Annotated in this window: 18 protein-coding genes; 1 reads left to right on the top strand and 17 read right to left on the bottom strand. The window is 42.6% G+C overall.

Features of this window, described 5'->3' with window-relative positions:
* Window positions 1–4 precede the first annotated feature (4 nt).
* The 14 genes from LCD32_RS07430 to LCD32_RS07365 all read right to left on the bottom strand — a co-directional run bounded on the left by LCD32_RS07430 (window position 5) and on the right by LCD32_RS07365 (window position 15,805).
* A complete protein-coding gene (locus tag LCD32_RS07430; RefSeq protein ID WP_008344844.1) occupies window positions 5–337 on the bottom strand; it encodes a putative DNA-binding protein in 333 nt (110 codons plus the stop codon).
* Between the two features lie 342 nt (window positions 338–679).
* A complete protein-coding gene (gene ftsY / locus LCD32_RS07425) occupies window positions 680–1,666 on the bottom strand; it encodes a signal recognition particle-docking protein FtsY (protein ID WP_017359097.1) in 987 nt (328 codons plus the stop codon).
* 21 nt (window positions 1,667–1,687) lie between these two features.
* The gene (gene smc, locus LCD32_RS07420; protein WP_116306848.1) at window positions 1,688–5,248 is read right to left on the bottom strand and encodes a chromosome segregation protein SMC; all 3,561 of its coding nucleotides are present in this window, start codon (window positions 5,246–5,248) and stop codon (window positions 1,688–1,690) included.
* Window positions 5,249–5,353: 105 nt separating this feature from the next.
* A complete protein-coding gene (gene rnc, locus LCD32_RS07415; protein WP_008344850.1) occupies window positions 5,354–6,097 on the bottom strand; it encodes a ribonuclease III in 744 nt (247 codons plus the stop codon).
* Window positions 6,098–6,281: 184 nt separating this feature from the next.
* Window positions 6,282–6,515: an acyl carrier protein gene (acpP, locus tag LCD32_RS07410; protein WP_008344853.1), complete on the bottom strand. Its 234-nt coding sequence runs from the start codon at window positions 6,513–6,515 to the stop codon at window positions 6,282–6,284.
* An 81-nt stretch (window positions 6,516–6,596) separates the two neighbouring features.
* On the bottom strand, window positions 6,597–7,340 hold the full coding sequence (fabG, locus tag LCD32_RS07405; protein WP_008344855.1) for a 3-oxoacyl-[acyl-carrier-protein] reductase: 744 nt from the start codon (window positions 7,338–7,340) through the stop codon (window positions 6,597–6,599).
* A complete protein-coding gene (gene fabD / locus LCD32_RS07400; RefSeq protein ID WP_045034254.1) occupies window positions 7,340–8,284 on the bottom strand; it encodes an ACP S-malonyltransferase in 945 nt (314 codons plus the stop codon). Before fabD ends, fabG begins: the two co-directional genes overlap by 1 nt.
* 15 nt (window positions 8,285–8,299) lie before the next feature.
* Window positions 8,300–9,298: a phosphate acyltransferase PlsX gene (gene plsX / locus LCD32_RS07395; RefSeq protein WP_017359101.1), complete on the bottom strand. Its 999-nt coding sequence runs from the start codon at window positions 9,296–9,298 to the stop codon at window positions 8,300–8,302.
* 15 nt (window positions 9,299–9,313) lie between these two features.
* Entirely contained in the window at window positions 9,314–9,880 is a 567-nt protein-coding gene (gene fapR, locus LCD32_RS07390; RefSeq protein WP_008344859.1) for a transcription factor FapR, read from the bottom strand.
* A gap of 112 nt (window positions 9,881–9,992) precedes the next feature.
* Window positions 9,993–12,041: an ATP-dependent DNA helicase RecG gene (recG, locus tag LCD32_RS07385; RefSeq protein ID WP_046527266.1), complete on the bottom strand. Its 2,049-nt coding sequence runs from the start codon at window positions 12,039–12,041 to the stop codon at window positions 9,993–9,995.
* Entirely contained in the window at window positions 12,019–12,921 is a 903-nt protein-coding gene (gene sdaAA / locus LCD32_RS07380) for an L-serine ammonia-lyase, iron-sulfur-dependent, subunit alpha (RefSeq protein WP_024720342.1), read from the bottom strand. Before sdaAA ends, recG begins: the two co-directional genes overlap by 23 nt.
* A gap of 20 nt (window positions 12,922–12,941) precedes the next feature.
* Complete coding sequence (sdaAB, locus tag LCD32_RS07375; protein WP_017367229.1) at window positions 12,942–13,604, bottom strand: L-serine ammonia-lyase, iron-sulfur-dependent subunit beta; 663 nt, start codon at window positions 13,602–13,604, stop codon at window positions 12,942–12,944.
* A 149-nt stretch (window positions 13,605–13,753) separates the two neighbouring features.
* Window positions 13,754–15,427 carry a DAK2 domain-containing protein gene (locus LCD32_RS07370; RefSeq protein ID WP_017367228.1) on the bottom strand — a complete coding sequence of 558 codons (1,674 nt, stop codon included), beginning with the start codon at window positions 15,425–15,427 and terminating at the stop codon, window positions 13,754–13,756.
* A 15-nt stretch (window positions 15,428–15,442) separates the two neighbouring features.
* Window positions 15,443–15,805 (bottom strand): Asp23/Gls24 family envelope stress response protein, encoded by a 363-nt coding sequence (locus LCD32_RS07365; protein ID WP_008344871.1) that lies wholly within the window; start codon window positions 15,803–15,805, stop codon window positions 15,443–15,445.
* Between the two features lie 271 nt (window positions 15,806–16,076).
* Here LCD32_RS07365 and rpmB point away from each other — a divergent pair, with 271 nt between their 5' ends.
* On the top strand, window positions 16,077–16,265 hold the full coding sequence (gene rpmB / locus LCD32_RS07360) for a 50S ribosomal protein L28 (protein ID WP_003212514.1): 189 nt from the start codon (window positions 16,077–16,079) through the stop codon (window positions 16,263–16,265).
* A gap of 69 nt (window positions 16,266–16,334) precedes the next feature.
* Here rpmB and spoVM read toward each other — a convergent pair whose 3' ends face one another.
* The 3 genes from spoVM to rpe all read right to left on the bottom strand — a co-directional run bounded on the left by spoVM (window position 16,335) and on the right by rpe (window position 17,841).
* The gene (spoVM, locus tag LCD32_RS07355; RefSeq protein WP_008354550.1) at window positions 16,335–16,415 is read right to left on the bottom strand and encodes a stage V sporulation protein SpoVM; all 81 of its coding nucleotides are present in this window, start codon (window positions 16,413–16,415) and stop codon (window positions 16,335–16,337) included.
* Window positions 16,416–16,486: 71 nt separating this feature from the next.
* Window positions 16,487–17,131, bottom strand: coding sequence for a thiamine diphosphokinase (locus LCD32_RS07350; RefSeq protein ID WP_178896646.1), 645 nt, complete (start codon window positions 17,129–17,131; stop codon window positions 16,487–16,489).
* Window positions 17,132–17,190: 59 nt separating this feature from the next.
* Window positions 17,191–17,841, bottom strand: a complete 651-nt coding sequence (gene rpe, locus LCD32_RS07345; RefSeq protein ID WP_017367226.1) for a ribulose-phosphate 3-epimerase — start codon at window positions 17,839–17,841, stop codon at window positions 17,191–17,193.
* Window positions 17,842–17,843: the final 2 nt, after the last annotated feature.

The raw sequence follows: 17,843 nt of genomic DNA, 5'->3' as shown, positions 1-17,843 counted from the left end.
CCTCCTAATCTAATTTCTCAAGCGATTCAATTAAAGCTTCTGCTTCTTCCTTTTGCGCGGAATCTGCTACAAGCTCTCTCATTTTTGTGAGAAGTTCTTTACGCTCTTTAAATTTCTTAAACAAGAGCAGCTTTTCTTCATATTGTTCAAGCATCGCTTCAGTCCGTTTAATATTATCATAAACAGCCTGTCTTGATACTTCATATTCATCCGCAATTTCACCGAGGGAAAAATCGTCTAGGTAGTAAAGCGACATGTAGCTCTTTTGTTTTGCGGTCAACAACGATTGATAGAAATCAAACAAGTAGTTCATTCTCGTTGTTTTTTCAAGCGTCATGGGCTCTCTCCCCTTTGTTAAGTTCATTCCCTTTACAACAACTAAGTTTACACGGTTCTAATCTATGTGTCAAGTTTTTATCTTGTCACTTCCTGCGGCGATATATAAATAAAAATGCCGGCAGTTTTGCCGGCATCCCCAGATTGTTGACAAAGGGCTAAAATGAACTTGATTTTAGCACTTTGTCTTCTTTTCAGCGTGATAGAAAACCTTTGCAGTCTAGGAAGGACGAGTACTGGCGCGGAGCGAATTTATCATTCGTGAGCACCAGCACGCAGGACTGACAAAGAATGCGAGGGTTTGTCTACACGCTGAATGCCGGCAGTTTTGCCGACATCTTGATTAGTCTTCTTGATCAATCATGTCTGAGAATAATCCGTACACATACGATTCAGCATCGAACTCTTGCAGATCGTCTACTTTTTCACCTAATCCGACAAGTTTTACAGGGATGTTGAGCTCATTGCGAATGGCAAGAACAATCCCGCCTTTTGCAGTACCGTCAAGCTTTGTTAAAGCGATACCTGTCACGTTTGTTGCTTTAGAAAATTCCTTCGCTTGCGCCATCGCATTTTGACCCGTTGTCGCATCAAGGGCAAGCAGTACTTCATGCGGTGCATCGGGCACTTCGCGTTCAATGACTCTCTTGACCTTCTCCAGCTCTTTCATCAAGTTGACTTTATTTTGCAGTCTGCCTGCTGTATCACAGATCAGGACATCTGCTTTTTTGGCTTTAGCTGATTGAACGGCATCATAGATGACCGCTGCCGGGTCAGAGCCTGCTGTTTGTTTAACGACAGGAACACCAGAGCGCTCGCCCCATACTTCAAGCTGCTCAATCGCCCCCGCACGGAACGTATCACCTGCTGCTAAAATGACGGATTTCCCTTCATTTTTCAGCTTGTTTGCCAGCTTACCAATGGTTGTGGTTTTACCGACACCGTTCACGCCTACGAATAAAATAATATTTAAACGGCCGTCTTCAATGTTCAGTTCAGAGATTTGTTCCTCACCGCTATTGTAAATCTCCACGAGTTTTTCAGAGATGACTGCTTGTACTTCACTTGGGTCTTGAATGTTTCTTAATTTCACTTCTTTTTTCAGCTCATCAATCAGTTCCATCACAGTCGTGAAACCAACATCAGCACCGATTAACACTTCTTCTAGTTCTTCAAAAAAGTCTTCATCCACTTTACGATAGCGAGAAATGAGTTCATTTACTTTTCCCTGAAACGAATTTCTCGTTTTTTCAAGTCCATCTTTAAACTTTTCTGATACTGAATCGGTTTGCTGCGTAAATTTTTCTTTTAATTTCTTAAAAAAGCTCATTGGTTCAAAAACCTCCTTTAATTACTGGACAAGCTCTTTCGTTTCCTCTAGTTTGACAGATACCAGTTTTGAGACACCTGACTCCTGCATCGTGACACCGTACAGAACATCTGCTTCTTCCATGGTTCCTTTTCGGTGTGTAATCACAATGAACTGTGTTTCTTGGCTATATTTCTTTAAATACTGGGCAAAGCGGAACACATTCGCTTCATCAAGCGCTGCTTCTACCTCATCTAGCACACAGAATGGAACAGGTCTCACTTTTAAGATCGAGAATAATAAAGCGATGGCTGTTAATGCTCTTTCTCCGCCTGAAAGCAGGCTTAGATTTTGCAGCTTTTTCCCCGGCGGCTGCGCCACAATATCGACGCCTGAGTTTAGTAAATCGTTTGGATCTGTCAACTTAAGGTCTGCTCTTCCTCCGCCAAATAATGCTTGGAAAACAGATTCAAAATGCCCGCGGATTTGAGAGAATGTCTCAGAGAAACGTTTCGTCATCTCCTGATCCATTTCTTCAATGACTTGGAATAACGTATTTTTCGCTTCTGTCAGATCATTGCGCTGTTCAGTTAAGAAGAGAAAACGTTCATTCACACGTTCATACTCGTCAATACTGCCTAAGTTCACTGTTCCAAGCTCTTCAATGGCTAGTTTGATCAATTTCACGCGTTTTCTTGCTTCATCCGGCGATAGCGTCAGATGATACATTTCTTTTGCTCCTTCAAACGAAAGGGCATACTCTTCGTTTAAATAGGCGATGAGGTTATCAAGTTCAACTTCCATGCGGCCAAGCTTGATTTCTTCATCTTTTAAGCTTGTCGTGAGCTGTTTATACAGGCGTTTTTGCTCTTTTAGTTCACGTTCTGCGAATTCTAATGTTTCAGAAAGAGCCAGGCGCTGTTTGCGTCGCTCTGAGATAAGCGCTGTCGTTTTGTTTTTATGTTCCAGTTTCTCTTTTGCCGCTTCTTCCAGTTGTTCGGCGCCGCTTGAGCTGGATGACATTTCACTTGTTAAGAGGGACAAATCTTCTTTTGTTTCCGTCAGCGTCTTTTCAGCCTCTTCTAATTCAGCCGTTAAGCTCGATAGTTTTTCTTGTTCATTCGCTAAAGACTGCTCTTTTTTGGCAAGCGAGATTTTCAGCTCTGTTAATTCGGAAGAAATGGTTTCTTTCGTTGAGCTTTGGGTCTGCTTCCGTTTTGTTAACGTGTTGATCTCTTCGTCAAGAGAGGTCAGTTTCTCACCTATAGATGTTTCAAGGGCTGCCTGCTCTTTGTCCTTGCTCGCAAGTTCGCTAGAGCGCTGCTGCAACTCTTCTTTTTCTTGATCATAGAGCTCTAGATGAGCGTTAATATTTTTTTCCGCTACTTGCAGTTCATATAATGTCCCTTTTAACTCTTGCTGCTTTTCTCGAAGAATTTCGCCGCGCTGACGCAGTTCATTTAATTGGACTTCGCTTGCGGCAATCGATTGCTTCGTTTCTTTTGTTTCTTTTTCAAGGATCGTTGTTTTTTCTTCCATTTCAACGAGCTGCTTTGTTAATGTTTCAATCTCTCGGGTTCTGGAGAGGAGGGAATTGTTCTTTTTCTTTACGCCGCCCCCAGTCATTGAACCGCCTGGGTTCACCACGTCCCCATCAAGGGTCACGATGCGATAACGATGTCCAAGCATTTTCGCCAGCTCATTGGCACCTTTTAAGTCTTGAACAATCAGGACCGTTCCAAGCAAATTCTGTATGACTTTTTCATACTTTTCGTCAAAGGAAACGAGCTGACTCGCTACGCCGATAAATGCGTCATGCTGCTCAGCTGTTTGAATATCTCTAAACTGAATGGTTCGTTCTTTGATGACGTTCATCGGCAGGAAGGTCGCACGCCCAAAGGAATGCTGCTTTAAGTATCCAATGGCCTGTCTGGCAGCCGCTTCATTTTCAGTAACGACATGCTGCGTGGCTGCGCCAAGTGCAATTTCAATCGCTGTTTCATGTTGCTGCTCTGTTTGAATCAGCTCTGCAATCGCCCCGTGAATACCGCCTAACCGGTCCTTTGCCTTTAAAACCTCTTTTACTCCTTGGAAAAAACCTGAGAAGTCTTCCTGCATCGATTCAAGCATTTCTTTTTTAGATTTTGCCTGCTGTACATATTGATAGGCTTGGTAAAGAGCCGTTTCTTTTTTCTCGTATTGACGCTTCATCTGCTCTAGCTTTTGTTCCGCTTCTCTAAAGCGTTTCACCTGAGCCAAAATGTCTTCTTCTCGTTCTGAAAGTTGCTGCTCGGCTTCTGTTTTCTTTCCCTTCACAGACACCCGTTCTTCGATATGTTTCTGATTATTTTGCGTTAACCGCTCTAGCTGCAAGGCTGCTTGGCGCTGCTGCTCTTCTAGTAATGTACGTTCGTTTCGGATAGAAGCTTGCTCGTTTAATAAGTCAAAATAATCGCTTTTCAGCTGTTCAATTTGCCCTTCCACATCTTCACTATGAAGAGACAGCTGATGCTGTTTTGTTTTCACTTCATCTTTTAGCTGCTGCACTTCTGTTTGCAGGCTGTCACGTGTGACTTTCTGCTGTTCAATCTTTTTCGTTAACAACGACTGTTTTTCGGTTAAACGCACGAGCGTGTCTTCTAGCTGCCCTTGGTTAGCGGCCGCATTTTTTTTCCGTTCTTTTAGAACTTCTTTTTTCCCTTCAAGCTTTTCTAGTTCTTCACTTGTGAAAAGGAGGACTTCTTGGAGGTCATGAATCGAATCGTCAAGCGCCTGAATACGGTCTCTCGATTCTTCGATTTTGGCTTCCTTCGCTTGAATGTCTGTGGACTGCTTCATTTCATCTTGTTTGAACCGCTCGACAGCTTCACCAAGTGTTGTCCATTTTTTGTGCAGTGCTTCAATATCATGGACGGTGAGAGCAATTTCTACATTTTCAAGTTCTTCTTTCTTTTGCAGATAGTCTTTTGCGATAGATGCCTGCATTCTTAGTGGTTCTACTTGATCTTCTAGTTCATGCAGAATATCTTCCACCCGGTTTAAGTTGTCCTGCGTTTCAAACAGTTTATTCTCGGCTTTTTTCTTTCTTGTTTTATATTTCAGGACACCAGCTGCTTCTTCAAAGATGCTACGTCTTTCTTCAGCTTTACTCGATAGAATCTCTTCTACCTTACCTTGGCTGATGATCGAAAAAGCTTCTTTTCCAAGACCTGAATCCATGAAAAGATCAATAATATCCTTTAAGCGGACAGATTGATTGTTAATGAGAAATTCACTTTCTCCAGAACGATAGACTCTTCTTGTCACACTGACTTCGTGAAAATCGATCGGCAAAAAGTGATCTTCGTTATCGAGCGTTAATGTCACTTCTGCTAAGTTGACTCGTTTTCTTGAGTCACTTCCTGCAAAAATGATGTCTTCCATTTTTCCTCCGCGGAGGCTTTTTGCTGATTGCTCTCCAAGTACCCAGCGGATCGCATCAGTAATATTACTTTTGCCGCTTCCGTTTGGTCCAACAACAGCTGTAACCCCTTTGACAAAGTCTACGGTCACCCGCTGTGCGAAAGATTTGAATCCTATCACGTCTAAACGTTTGAGGAACATGAGAGTGATCCTCCTTATGTATTTGAAGTACTATTATCTTACCATATGAACTGAAAAAAGATGATGGAAAACAGAGTGAAATCCCCCTGAATCACGAGGGGGATTTTATTGGTTCATATGATGTTTCTGTAATTTAGCAAGTGCTTCCTGTGCAGCATGCTGTTCCGCTTCTTTTTTTGAACGACCATTTCCAATTCCGAGCACTTCTCCTCTAAGGGATACATTGGCTTCAAATTCCCGGTTATGTGCTGGACCTTTTTCATGCAGGATTCGGTATTCAAGTACACCTTTTCCATCTCGCTGAACAAATTCTTGAAGCTGGCTTTTAAAGTCCATGACATGTGAGAATGCCCCGTCATTAATTTTCGGGTATACATAGGCTTCTAGGAATCGTTCAACAGGCTCAAGTCCTTGATCTAAATAAAGCGCTCCGATAAACGCCTCAAATACGTCTGCTAAGAGTGCTGGGCGTTTTCTGCCGCCTGTCATTTCTTCCCCTTTTCCTAAAAGAACAAGGTCTCCAAAGGACAGCTCATGTGCTAATGACACAAGTGATGGCTCACATACGATCGCCGCTCTCAGTTTTGTTAAATCTCCCTCGCTCATGGCTGGGTACTTTGCAAATAAGAACTGTGAGATCGTCAACTCTAAAACAGCGTCCCCTAAAAATTCAAGTCTTTCATTATCCTCATAAGGTTTTTTACGATGCTCATTCACATAAGAGGAATGTGTAAAGGCTTGATAGAGTAGTTTTTCATTTTTAAAGTGTACAGAAATGCGCTGCTGAAATTCTCTGAATTGCTCTAGTTTTTTGCTCTGTTTCTGTTTGTCTTTATATTGTTTTGGCATAGCAACCTCCAGGTAGGCGTCATCGCCTTTAAGGATACTGATTATATGGAGTCTCTCTTTCTACATGCAAGGAAACCGTGCTCCTTAGCATCTGAAAAAGGCTGACAATTGATCAGCTGAATATGTTGAAACTAACATAAATTTTCAAAGTCCCGCCATGAAAATAGACGGGACTTTGTTACGCTTATTGCTGGTTATTTATGTAGTTCACAGCGTCACCGACTGTTGCAATTTTTTCAGCATCTTCGTCAGAAATTTCCATATCGAACTCATCTTCAAGTTCCATAACTAGCTCAACTACATCAAGGGAATCAGCGCCTAAATCTTCTTTAAATGAAGCTTCCATTTTCACGTCAGCCTCATCAACGCCAAGGCGGTCTACAATAATTTTTGATACACGCTCTAATACGTCTGCCATTGCCTTTCACCTCCCCTCAAAGTATTATAGTTGATTCGTTTTTAAAAAACTAGAGAAAACGTAACGAAATTTTGATATTTCTTAGGACATAACCATTCCGCCATCCACTTGGATGGTTTGGCCTGTAATATAACCTGCTCCTTCTGAAGCTAAAAAGACAACAACGTTGCTTATATCTTCAGGCGCACCAAAGCGTGCGAGCGGGATTTGCTTAAGCATTTCTGTTTGAACATTCTCATCAAGCTTGTCAGTCATATCAGTAGAAATAAAGCCTGGTGCTACGGCATTGACTGTAATATGACGGCTTGCCAGCTCTTTCGCTGTTGTTTTCGTTAATCCGATCACACCAGCTTTTGCTGCAACGTAGTTTGCTTGTCCAGGGTTTCCGCAAACGCCGACAACAGATGCTACATTGATGATTCTTCCGCTGCGCTGTTTCATCATTTGACGTGTCACAGCTTTTGTACAGTTGAAGACACCTTTTAAGTTTATGTTAATGACATCATCCCATTCATTTTCTTTCATTCTCATGAGCAGGTTGTCCTTTGTAATTCCAGCATTATTCACAAGAATGTCGATTGAACCAAATGTATCAACGGCTTGTTTCATTAATGCCTGTACTTCTTCTGCATTTGACACATCCGCTTTGACAGCAAAAGCCTGCTGGCCAAGTGCTTTGATCTCATCGACGACTTCATTTGCTTTTGCTTCGTTGCCTGAATAGTTCACCACAACATTGGCACCTTTTTTCGCCAAATCGATCGCAATCGAACGACCAATACCGCGAGATGCACCTGTGACAACGGCTGTTTTATTTGTAAGCATCAAGAATCCCCCTTGAGTGTTTGAATGGCTGCTTCAATTGTTGCTTGATCTGATACGGAAATGGTCGTCAGGCGGCGATTGACTTTTTTCACAAGACCTGAGAGCACTTTACCAGGACCAATTTCAATAAATGTTGTCACGCCTAAGTCAATCAGGCGTTCTACACTTTCTTCAAATCGAACAGGAGAATACAATTGTTCAATCAGCTTCGTTTCAATTTCATTACGTGATGTCACGATGTCTGCTGTTACGTTTGAAATCACTGGCGTCGCGGCATCAGAAATGTCTAATTTAGATAATACATCTGTGAATTTTTCAGCTGCTGGTTTCATTAATGCAGAATGGAAAGGTCCACTCACTTCAAGTGGAATTGCACGTTTTGCGCCCTTTTCTTTCGCTTTCTCTGATGCAAGTTCCACACCTTTTGCTGTACCAGAGATGACGATTTGGCCCGGACAGTTTAAGTTCGCAAGTTCTACAAGATGACCGCTTTCTGTCACTTCTTTTGTCACTTCTACAAGCGCTGCTTGGTCTAAGCCAAGAATCGCCGCCATTGCGCCTTCTCCTGCTGGAACGGCTTCATTCATTAATTCGCCGCGCTTTCTCACTGCGTAAACGGCATCTTTAAACGAAAGAGCTCCCGCTGCAACAAGGGCTGTATATTCACCCAGGCTGTGCCCTGCTGCATAATCTGCTTTGATTCCGCTCTCTTCAAACTTCTTTAAGATCGCGATGCTTGTCGTTAAAAGAGCTGGCTGTGCATTATATGTCAGCGTCAGTTCTTCTGCATCTCCTTCAAAAATCATTGAAGATAAATCAAAACCAAGGGTCTGATCTGCTTCTTCAAACACAGCTTTAGATGCTGCTTCTTGGTCAAATAAATCTTTTCCCATGCCAATTTTTTGAGAGCCTTGGCCTGGGAATAAAAAAGCAATTTTACTCATGCTGCTCTACCTCCATTACGACTCATTCGTGTCTTCTTTTTGAACTTCTTGATGAATGATAGCTGAAACGTCTTTTTTAACGATGTCACGCGCCTGACGAATGGCATGAAAAATCGCATTTTCATCAGAGGAACCATGCGCTTTAATAACGGGCGCTTTTAAACCAAATAATGCGGCACCACCATATTCGGAGTAATCCATTTTAGATTTCATCTGCATTAATTTTGGCTTCATCATACCTGCTGCTATTTTAGCTGTGAAACTGGATGTTAAGGTTTCTTTCAGCATTTTAAAAACAGAAAGGGCTGTGCCTTCGATCGTTTTAAGGGCGATATTCCCCGTGAAACCATCTGTGACAACGACATCAGCTACACCCTCTAATAAGTCACGCGATTCTACATTTCCTACGAAATTCAAATCTGATGCTTTTAATAATTCGAAGGTTTTTTTCGTTAAATCGTTGCCTTTTTTATCTTCTGTCCCGACATTTAAAAGTCCAACGCGTGGATTGCTCTTCGGGAAGACATGCTCTGCGTAAATAGATCCCATCATGGCATATTGCACAAGATGCTCTGGCTTTGCATCAACGTTTGCGCCGACATCCAATAATAAGAACCCGCTGCCATCAAGTGTTGGCAACGTCGGAGCAAGTGCTGGTCTGTCAATGCCATCAATTCTGCCTACGATAAACAGGCCTGCTGTCATGAGTGCCCCAGTATTTCCAGCTGAAATACAGGCATCTGCTCTTCCTTCTGAAACTTCCTGCGCCATTTTCACCATAGAAGAATCCTTTTTACGTCTCACTGCACGCACTGGTTCATCCGTTGGTTCAATGACTTCTTTTGCATCTAAGATCGTGATGCGTTCATGATTTGTTATGTATGATTTGATCTTGCTTTCATCGCCGACTAGTGTAATCTCGATATCTGAAAATGCTTCTAAGCTTTTTTGCACACCGTCAATAATGGCTTTAGGGGCATGATCTCCCCCCATTGCATCGACTGCAATTCTCATGTTATGTGCCACCTTTTACTTTTGTTTTGAGCGATACATGACGAAATCGCCTGAGAAGACAACTTCCTCACCTACATAGCTGTTTACTTCAACTACGGTTCTGCCTTTTTCTTTATCATGTGAGGCAACTTTGGCTTTTGAGACAACTCTTTCGCCTTGTTTGACCTGCCTTGTAAACTTAATATTTGCTTTTGCTGTCAAAGCCAGTTCATCGTCGATGACGGCTACTGCCAGCGAATTTGCCTGGGCAAAAAGATGATGTCCCCTGGCAATTTGGTTACGGCTGAATACATGCTCTTTTCTTACTTCAAAAATGGAAATCGCTTGATCATCAAGCTCTACATCAATCATTTCTCCAATGACTTCATCCAGCGGAAGAGACTTCACTTCATCCTCTAATGTCTTTTCGGCCACGTGCTTAATTCGTTCGCGTAATTCAGGGATTGACAGCTCCAAACGGTCAAGACGAACTGTTTGAATGCTTACACCGAATTTACTTGCCAATTCTTCATCAGTAATGAACGGAGTCGAGCTGATCGTTTGCTGGAGAAGCCTTTGTCGTTCTTTTTTATTTAGTTTCATATGCAGACACCATCCGTACATTTATGACTAGGTACTAATAGTAGTATATAATCTCATAGATGATAAATCAATCCTTGTTTCAAAAAGACAAGAAAATTCCTCCAGCACTTGATCAGCTCAATTTATCTCCGCCAAGCACACCGCTGTCTACGAGTGTTTGCCTAAGTTCTTTGTATTCAGGGTCTGTCCAAAAGGCTTCAGACTGCACGAGCTCTGCCGCATCTTTTCTAGCGGTTTCAAGCGCTCTATAGTCATGAACCATGTCTGCCACTTTAAATTCAGGCATTCCGCTTTGTTTTTTGCCAAAGAAGTCGCCAGGGCCTCTTAGTTCTAAGTCCTTTTCAGACAGTTCAAAGCCATCCGTTGTTTCAGACATGATCCGCATGCGCTCTTTACCGGTCTCTGATTTAGGGTCCGCCATTAAAATACAAAAAGATTGATGCTCTCCGCGTCCGACCCGGCCTCTTAACTGATGAAGCTGTGACAGTCCAAAACGGTCCGCATCATAAATGACCATGATGGTCGCATTTGGCACGTTGACTCCAACTTCAACAACTGTCGTTGACACAAGGATTTGCACTTCATTGGAAGTGAAATCTCTCATCACTTGATCTTTTTCATCACTTGCAAGTTTCCCGTGCATTAAGCCGATCGACCATTTTCCGCGATACGCCTCTGTCAGCATGCTGTGAACATCAATCGCATTTTGGACATCCAGTTTGTCTGATTCTTCTATAAGTGGACAAATAATATACGCTTGTCTGCCTTTTCTCAGCTCTTTATCAACAAAAGCAAGAATCCGCTCAAGCATGTCATGCTTCACCCAATACGTTTCAATCTGCTTTCGGCCAGCTGGCAGCTCATCAATGACAGAGACGTCCATTTCTCCAAATACTGTGATGGCAAGCGTTCTTGGAATCGGCGTTGCGGTCATAAACAAAACATCTGGGTCCTGCCCTTTGCTTCGCAGTTTTTTCCGCTGTTCCACGCCGAACCTGTGCTGTTCATCTGTAATAACAAGACCAAGCTGCTGAAATTCCACTTCGTCCTGGATAAGGGCATGCGTGCCGACTAAAATATCAATTTCTCCCTCTTTCAGACGTTCAAGCAGTTCTCTGCGGCGCTTTCCTTTCACTGAACTCGTCAAAAGAGCAATATTTAGCCCCCATTTTTCAAATAGCTGATACAGTGAATCGGCATGCTGTTCAGCCAAAATTTCAGTTGGCACCATCAGCGCACCTTGAAAGCCGGATAAATGGGCGGCATAAAGGGCAATTGCCGCTACAGCTGTTTTCCCCGATCCAACATCCCCTTGAAGAAGCCGGTTCATCCGGTACGGGGATGCCATATCTGACATAATTTCATCCAGCACTCTTGATTGTGCTTTTGTCAGCGGGAACGGCAGGCTATGAACAAACTCAAAGACCGCCTCTTTTGAGAACGGATGCTGGATGCCTGATGTTTTTTCTCGTTCTTTTTTTCTGATCGCCTGCATCTTCAGCTGGAAGATGAGAAATTCCTCGTACACGAAGCGTCGTCTTGCTTGCTTGAGCGAGTCTCTCGTTTCAGGGAGATGAATGGTTTTTAGTGCTTCTTGATAAGACATGAGTTTATAAGCAGCTACAAGCTGCTTTGGCAGTGGATCTTCTGCATGGTCTACATAGAGTGACAACGCTTGTTTTACAAATCGTCTCATCATTTTCACGGTTACATTTTCTTTGACCGAATAAACAGGTTCTATACTGCCATCTTGTTCGTGTGTTCCTTTTTTAAATTCCTGAACCATAATGGATTGCCGGTTTTTATCCCACTTCCCTGTGACGGATACCGTATCGCCTAAAACAAGACTTCGTTTTAAATAAGGTCGATTGAAGCATATGGCTGTAATCAAAAAACGACCGACAAGCAGCCTGAATGTCAGCCTGCTTCGTTTTTTTCCATAATAGGTGAGAACGGGCTCACTGTGCACTTTTCCTTCAACTGTGACACGTTCGTCATGCCTGACTTCTTCTAAGTTGCGAAGCTCATAGTCGTCATATCGATAAGGAAAGTAGCCGAGTAAATCGGCTACTTTGTAGATTCCAAGTTCATTTAGGGTTTTTTCTGTTTCTTCTCCAATCCCTTTTAGGGCAGAGATCTTATCTTGCAATTTCTGTATCACGAGATGAGGTCACACCTCCGAAAATCTTCTTTTCAAGCTCCCTTGCTGTCGGTGTTGCAGCTAGTCCGCCTTGTGCGGTCTCACGAAGAGCGGTTGGCATCGTTTGACCAATTTTGTACATCGCATCAATGACTTCATCACAAGGGATGCGGCTTGTAATGCCGGCAAGTGCCATATCTGCTGCAATCATCGCATTAGAAGCGCCCATTGCGTTTCGTTTCACACATGGTACTTCCACAAGTCCTGCGACTGGATCGCAAACAAGACCTAGCATATTTTTTAGGGTGATGGCCATAGCTTCAGCGGATTGCTGCGGCGTACCGCCTGCCATTTCTACAATGGCTGCTGCTGCCATACCTGATGCAGATCCTACTTCTGCCTGACAGCCGCCTGCTGCACCAGAGATACTTGCGTTATTGGCCACAACAAAACCAAATGCACCAGATGTAAATAGGAATCTGACCATTTGTTCCTTTGTTGGCTTTAATGTTTCTTTCACCGCAAAGAGCGTTCCTGGCACAACACCTGCTGAGCCAGCTGTAGGCGTTGCACAGATCGTTCCCATTGCTGCGTTCACTTCATTTGTTGCCACTGCCTTACTGACAGCATCTAAAATGGTATGACCAGACAATGTTTTGCCTGATGCGATATATGCTTGAAGTTTCACCGCATCCCCGCCTGTTAAACCAGATAATGATTTCACACCTTTCAGTCCGTTTTCAACGGCCTGTTCCATCACTTCTAGGTTGCGGTACATCTGCGAGAAAATGTCTTCACGTGACTTCCCTGTCACTTCCATTTCTTGAGTAATCATAATTTCTGAAATGGAGGTATTCCGTTCTTCTGTTAGCTGCACGAGTTCTTTGACGTTTTTAAACATCATACATAACCTCCTTGTTGTTACTCTGCAATTTGTGTGACTTGAATAATGTTTGGCAGCGTCTCAAGCTCTGTTAAAACCGCTGGATCAATATTCTGATCCACTTCAATCGTCATGAGTGCTTCTTGCCCGACCTCTTTACGTGCCACTTCCATATGACCAATGTTGATGGCGAATTTCGCTAACACATTGGCAACTGCTGCAATCGTCCCGTAACGGTCGTTATGAACCACAAGAATGGCCGGGTGATTCCCTGAGAGTCTCAGTTCAAAGCCATTTAATTCTGTGATTTCAATTTTACCTCCGCCAATGGAAATCCCGATTAATTCAAGGCTTCCATTCGCATCTGAAATTTCTACTTTTGCTGTATTTGGATGCGCTGGCACCGCATCTTCTTCTTTAAACTCAATGTCGATTTCTTTGCTTTTTGCAATATCGATCGCTGTTTTAATTCGTTCATCAAATGTATCAAAGTCAAGAACACCGCCGATAATGGCTACATCTGTCCCGTGTCCTTTATACGTATCTTTAAAAGAGCCATAAAACGATACAGTAATTCGTTTCGGTTCTCTTCCGAACAAGCTGCGAGCCACTCTTCCAATACGAGCCGCACCCGCCGTGTGCGAACTTGATGGACCAATCATGACGGGTCCAATAATATCAAACACACTTCTAAATTTCATAGGTCTTCCCCTCTCATCACCAATCACAGATTGGTTTGTTACTCCCTTTAGACTAATGGATTCATTCGATTCCCGCAACTCATTTGACGAATGAACACATAGTAAAAAAATGCAAAAGAAGAAGAAGGGCTTCATGTGCCCTTCTTTCTTTATTCAACAGCCAAAATATATGAATAAAGCGGCTGTTTTCCATCGTGGACTTCAACTTCTACATCTTCAAATGTTTCTTCAATATATGCTTCTAAAGCTTCCATCTCATCAGATGATGCATCTTCCCCTTTGATGATTGTGACAATCTCATCATCTTCTGTCACCATTTGGGTCAAAAGCTCTTTTGCTGCATCTAATTGATTTTTAGCTGTTAAGGTGATTTTTCCATTGTATAGGCCCATATAATCGCCTTTGGCAATGTCGATCCCATCAATTTGGGTATCTCTCACTGCAAAGGTAATTTGGCCGCTTTTCACATGATCAATCGCTTCTAACATCGCTGCTTCATTGTCTTCATTTGAAGCTGCTTCATTTAGAGAAAGAAGTGCCGACATTCCTTGAGGAACGGTCTTTGTCGGAATAACAACGACCTCACGACTTGAGACAGTTGCCGCCTGTTTAGCTGCCATGACAATATTAGAATTATTAGGTAAGATAAAGACGGTTTCGGCATGAATGCTATCAATTGCTTTGACAATGTCTTCTGTGCTCGGATTCATTGTCTGTCCGCCTTCAATGACGACGGATGCTCCGATACTTTTAAACAAGTCAGCAATCCCTTCTCCCATTGCGACACTCACTACTCCAAAACGCTGTTTTTCAGCAGCTGTTGCTTTTGGTGCAGCAGGCGAGTGATCTTTTTCTTCATTGACGATCGAGCTATGCTGCTCTCTCATGTTTTCAATTTTCATATTAATTAAGCTGCCGTAGCGCTGTGCATATGATAAGACATCCCCTGGCTGCTCTGCATGAATATGAACTTTTGCAAGCGTATCATCAGATACCACAAGAAGTGAATCTCCGAATTCGCTTAATTCTTCTCTGAAGGCATTTTCGTCAAAGGACTGTTTGTCTTCTTCGAATTTCACCATAAATTCTGTACAATAGCCAAATTCAATATCTTCTGTGTTCATATGGCTTTGTGCACTTTTATGATGCTCTGCACTCACTAATTCTTTTAATGTTGGCAAAGAGGCCGTTTTAGGAGGAAGCTCTTCTCCTCTTAATGAAGCAAGGAAACCTTCATATACACAAAGAAGTCCTTTACCGCCGCTATCTACAACGCCGACTTCTTTTAAAACAGGAAGGAGATCTGGTGTGCGGTCTAGTGATGCTCTTGCTTCCTCAATCGTTAATTCAAGCACACGATCGATTTGGTCTTCTGTTGCTGAAACAGCAACCGCTTTCTTTGCTGCGTCTTTTGCAACCGTTAAGATGGTTCCTTCAATCGGTTTCATGACGGCTTTATATGCTGTATCAACACCGGCCTGCAAGGCAAGCGCAAATTCTTTTGCATCAATTGTTTCTTTTTGTTCTATATTTTTGCTGAAACCTCTGAAGAGCTGAGACAGGATCACACCTGAGTTTCCTCTTGCCCCCATTAACAGCCCTTTTGACAGAGCCACCCCGACCTTACCAATGTGATCGGTATTTGTTTCTTCAACTGCTTTTGCCCCTGAAGTCATTGACAAATTCATATTTGTCCCCGTGTCTCCGTCTGGCACTGGAAAAACATTTAACGCATCAACAATTTGTGCGTTTTGAGAAAGATGGTGAGCACCTGCAAGAATCATTTTTGCAAATGAGCGGCCACCCAGATTTCTAATAGACAATATATTTCCTCCTTACTACGGGTTCGTAACTTTTACTCCTTGTACATAAATGTTGACTGAGTCAACTGAAAGTCCAATCGTGTGATGAATCGTATATTTGACTTTCGTTTGAACATTATGTGCGACTTCTGATATTTTTGTACCGTAGCTGACGATGATGTACATATCAATATGAATGCGATCTTCTTTTTGACGCACAAGAACACCCCGGCTGAAGTTCTCTTTGCGGAGAATATCCGTCAAGCCGTCCTTTATTTGATTTTTGGACGCCATGCCAACAATACCATAGCAATCGATCGCAGCGCCTCCTGCCACCATTGCAATGACTTCATTTGATATATCAATTTGTCCGTATTTCGTTCTAAGTTCAATGGACACATTGGTTCCCCCTTTTTGAGAAATTGCCCTGAGTTATCACTATTTTACTATAAGACCCTTCTTTTTAAAAGAAATCATTCAATCCGACCCAATCCTACTTATACTATAGCCTTGATTTTTTATCAAGATGTCAAGGTATTTTTCTTGAAAGAGGAGTAAACAATCCTTGCAAACCCCTTGAAGCTGTGGTAAATTATTAAAGTATCTTGAGGCATCTCTAAGTACGTATATGAAGAATATGATGATGTTTTCGCAGTTAGGAGGGAAACAAATGGCACGTAAATGCGTTATTACAGGCAGAAAAACAAAAGCTGGGAACAACCGTTCTCACGCAATGAACTCTACAAAACGTACATGGGGCGCGAACCTTCAAAAAGTTCGTATTCTAGTGGACGGTAAGCCTAAAAGAGTATATGTATCAGCTCGAGCTTTGAAATCTGGTAAAGTTGAGCGTGTATAAGCAAGAGTAAACGCCTGCTACATTTAACTGTAGCAGGCGTTTTTATGTGGAAATAAAGGAGATTACTCATTAATCTTTCTTAAATGAACCAAGCATCGCACGGACAATGCCGCCAAGAAATCTAGGCAGTTTGATTGTATAAAATTTCATTTTGTCCCCCTCCTAAAAGTACCGCTTGCAGCACAATTGAGCTTAATCAGCCATCCACATTGATAGGTTGGTCAATCTTTGCTTCTTACCATTATTAATATGCCTTCATGAAAAGAAAAAGTACCATTTGAGTGGATGAGTTCGTTACTAATACATAGTGTGGAACCAGGCTCAATATGACAATTTTTCAGAGGATATTTGAAACCTTTTAATGTCAGCTTTTCAACCGATGTACCGAAGGGCAAAAACGACACATATTTTTTATCCGGGTTTTGTTTGATTTCGTATGTACCAGGTCCAAACATTTGAATGATATTTTGTTTATCTACAAGGGTCATGCTCTGTTTATGCTGAATGCCTTTGTAAAGGAGATGGATATTCCCAAGAAAATGATCTGCTCTTCCGCCTGTGATGCCGTAAATTTGAATATGTGCTGGATTCTGACGCAAAGACCAGTTCAGCGCAAGTTCTAAATCCGTTTCATCTTTCTCTGCCTGAAATAGATTGAGTGCAGGCAATTTCTTTTTCAGTTCATGAAGCTCTTCTTCTGTCACACTATCAAAATCACCAAATGCTCTGTCAGGTACAATGCCGTGCTCTAGTAAGAAAAGGGTTCCCCGATCTACGCCGACCCAGAGAATGTCCTCCTCAGATGCTTCATGATCAAGCGGCGGGATGTACGCAAAAGGACCGCCGGCTACGATATGTATGTGCATGATTACGCTCCTCTCCATTGAAAAAGAACCAAAGTCATTGTGATCTTTGGTTCTTTTTCTTATGCTTCTCGAATGGCCTGAATGGCCGCCGCGCGGTCATCTTTCCCATATACCGCTGAGCCGGCAACAAGTAGATTAGCGCCTGCCTCTTTGCAGCTCTTTGCTGTCTCTACATTGACACCGCCATCTATTTCAATGAGTAAATCAGTTAAGCCTTTTTGTTCACTAAGTGTCTTTACTTCTTTTACCTTTGAGAGAACAGAAGGAATAAACGCCTGTCCGCCAAAACCAGGGTTCACCGTCATGAATAAGACGAGGTCAACATCCTCTAATACATGCGCGATTTGAGAAACGGGTGTGTGCGGGTTTAAAACAACCCCTGCTTTGACACCTTGTTCTTTTATATGCTGAATCGTGCGATGCAAGTGTGGACACGCCTCAACATGGACAGAAATAATATCAGCGCCCGCTTTTGCAAATGCAGGGATATACTGGTCTGGCTGCTCAATCATTAAGTGAACATCGAGCGGCAGCTTTGTATGCGGCCTGATCGCCTCCACTACATTTGGTCCAAATGTCATATTCGGTACAAAATGACCGTCCATCACATCAATATGAATATAATCCGCTCCACCTTGTTCCACATCACGGATATCTTTCTCCAGATTGGCAAAATCGGCTGATAAAATGGATGGGGCAATATAAACCATGA

Source organism: Bacillus sp. RSS_NA_20 (assembly GCF_020165915.1).
In the GTDB taxonomy this organism is placed as follows: domain Bacteria; phylum Bacillota; class Bacilli; order Bacillales; family Bacillaceae; genus Bacillus; species Bacillus altitudinis.
The sequence above is the reverse complement of the archived record's forward strand: the minus strand, read 5'-3'. Positions and strand labels throughout refer to the sequence as shown.

Excerpts from the sequence above, each read along its gene's own strand:
- LCD32_RS07430 (WP_008344844.1), bottom strand. The coding sequence starts at position 337 with ATGACGCTTGAAAAAACAACGAGAATGAACTACTTGTTTGATTTCTAT.
- ftsY (WP_017359097.1), bottom strand. The coding sequence starts at position 1,666 with ATGAGCTTTTTTAAGAAATTAAAAGAAAAATTTACGCAGCAAACCGAT.
- smc (WP_116306848.1), bottom strand. The coding sequence starts at position 5,248 with ATGTTCCTCAAACGTTTAGACGTGATAGGATTCAAATCTTTCGCACAG.
- rnc (WP_008344850.1), bottom strand. The coding sequence starts at position 6,097 with ATGCCAAAACAATATAAAGACAAACAGAAACAGAGCAAAAAACTAGAG.
- acpP (WP_008344853.1), bottom strand. The coding sequence starts at position 6,515 with ATGGCAGACGTATTAGAGCGTGTATCAAAAATTATTGTAGACCGCCTT.
- fabG (WP_008344855.1), bottom strand. The coding sequence starts at position 7,340 with ATGCTTACAAATAAAACAGCCGTTGTCACAGGTGCATCTCGCGGTATT.
- fabD (WP_045034254.1), bottom strand. The coding sequence starts at position 8,284 with ATGAGTAAAATTGCTTTTTTATTCCCAGGCCAAGGCTCTCAAAAAATT.
- plsX (WP_017359101.1), bottom strand. The coding sequence starts at position 9,298 with ATGAGAATTGCAGTCGATGCAATGGGGGGAGATCATGCCCCTAAAGCC.
- fapR (WP_008344859.1), bottom strand. The coding sequence starts at position 9,880 with ATGAAACTAAATAAAAAAGAACGACAAAGGCTTCTCCAGCAAACGATC.
- sdaAA (WP_024720342.1), bottom strand. The coding sequence starts at position 12,921 with ATGTTTAAAAACGTCAAAGAACTCGTGCAGCTAACAGAAGAACGGAAT.
- sdaAB (WP_017367229.1), bottom strand. The coding sequence starts at position 13,604 with ATGAAATTTAGAAGTGTGTTTGATATTATTGGACCCGTCATGATTGGT.
- rpmB (WP_003212514.1), top strand. The coding sequence starts at position 16,077 with ATGGCACGTAAATGCGTTATTACAGGCAGAAAAACAAAAGCTGGGAAC.
- spoVM (WP_008354550.1), bottom strand. The coding sequence starts at position 16,415 with ATGAAATTTTATACAATCAAACTGCCTAGATTTCTTGGCGGCATTGTC.
- LCD32_RS07350 (WP_178896646.1), bottom strand. The coding sequence starts at position 17,131 with ATGCACATACATATCGTAGCCGGCGGTCCTTTTGCGTACATCCCGCCG.
- rpe (WP_017367226.1), bottom strand. The coding sequence starts at position 17,841 with ATGGTTTATATTGCCCCATCCATTTTATCAGCCGATTTTGCCAATCTG.